General features: G+C 70.6%; 1 protein-coding gene. It reads left to right on the top strand.

The window, feature by feature from the left end; genetic code table 11:
* A partial coding sequence (locus tag ABZT18_RS32125; RefSeq protein WP_355253290.1) for a hypothetical protein occupies window positions 1-501 on the top strand: 501 nt, incomplete at its 5' end.
* Window positions 502-1,131 lie beyond the last annotated feature (630 nt).

The following is a 1,131-nucleotide window of genomic DNA, read 5'->3' as shown; positions in this document are numbered from 1 at the left end:
GGTGGTGTCTTCGCCGGTCCGATCGCCGCCCACGCCAACCCGGTCGACAGCAAGCCGGTCGCGGTCGCGGTGCAGAGCGCCAAGCCGCAGGGCGACCAGTCCCACATCACCCTGAACGACGAGCAGAGCGCCAACGTGAAGGCCATCATCGCGGCCACGAAGAAGGCCGGACTGCCGGAGCGGGCCGCGGTCATCTCCATCGCCACGAGCCTGCAGGAGTCGAAGCTGGAGAACCTCGGCCACCTCGGCGACGCCAACGACCACGACTCGCTGGGCCTGTTCCAGCAGCGCCCCACCAGCGGGTGGGGTACGCCGGAGCAGATCACCGACCCCGCCTACTCCACCACCGCATTCCTCAAGGGCCTGAAGCAGGTCGACGGGTGGCAGGACATGCCCCTGACCCAGGCCGCGCAGACCGTACAGGTCTCCGCCTACCCGGACGCGTACGCCCAGTGGGAGCAGCAGGCCACCGACCTCGTCGGCCAGCACTGGAACAGCTGACCCCGCACACGCACCACCGCATGACTTAGCGCCACTGGCCGGCGCCCCCAACCCGGGGGTGCCGGCCAGCGGTGTTTCCACACCCTGCACCCCGGCGTCGGTTGGTGGTTGCGCATGACGCCTCATGGCTCCACGGCTCCCACCGCACGAGATCTTGGAACCTTGCCGTCAGCAGGCGCGCCCAGCTAACGGAAACTGTCCAAGGTCTGCGGTTAGCCGCCGGTTGGGGCAAGGTCATCCGCCTCTCACGCCACCGGCCAGCGCCGGGGGGCGGCACGGCCGGTCGACCCGGAGCGGGAAGCAGCCCTCGCGGCGCGAGGGTGCGGCGTGGCCGTGGCGTGGCCTTGGGTTGTGGCGTCGTGGCGCTGAGGGGTGCGGCGGTGGTGGGATGGCGGCGGGGCGGTGCGGGGAACAAGGTGGGGGTCGGGCTGGTTGTGGACAGTGTCGGTGTGACTCAGTGTCCCCGGGCCTCACCTAATATTGCCTTCGCGGAATACCGTTCGGCTGGAGCCGCGTCGTGCCACTCGCCGAGAGGCGACCTGCACACCGACACCAGCGCCGCCCCCGGCCCACCAGCCGGGGGCGGCGCTGTCTGTGCCCACCCCTACCGGCAGTGGCGGCACAATGCTC

Source organism: Micromonospora sp. NPDC005291 (genome assembly GCF_040607415.1).
Classification (GTDB): domain Bacteria; phylum Actinomycetota; class Actinomycetes; order Mycobacteriales; family Micromonosporaceae; genus Micromonospora.
Note: the sequence above shows the minus strand (reverse complement) of the source record. Positions and strands in the feature narration are given on the sequence as shown.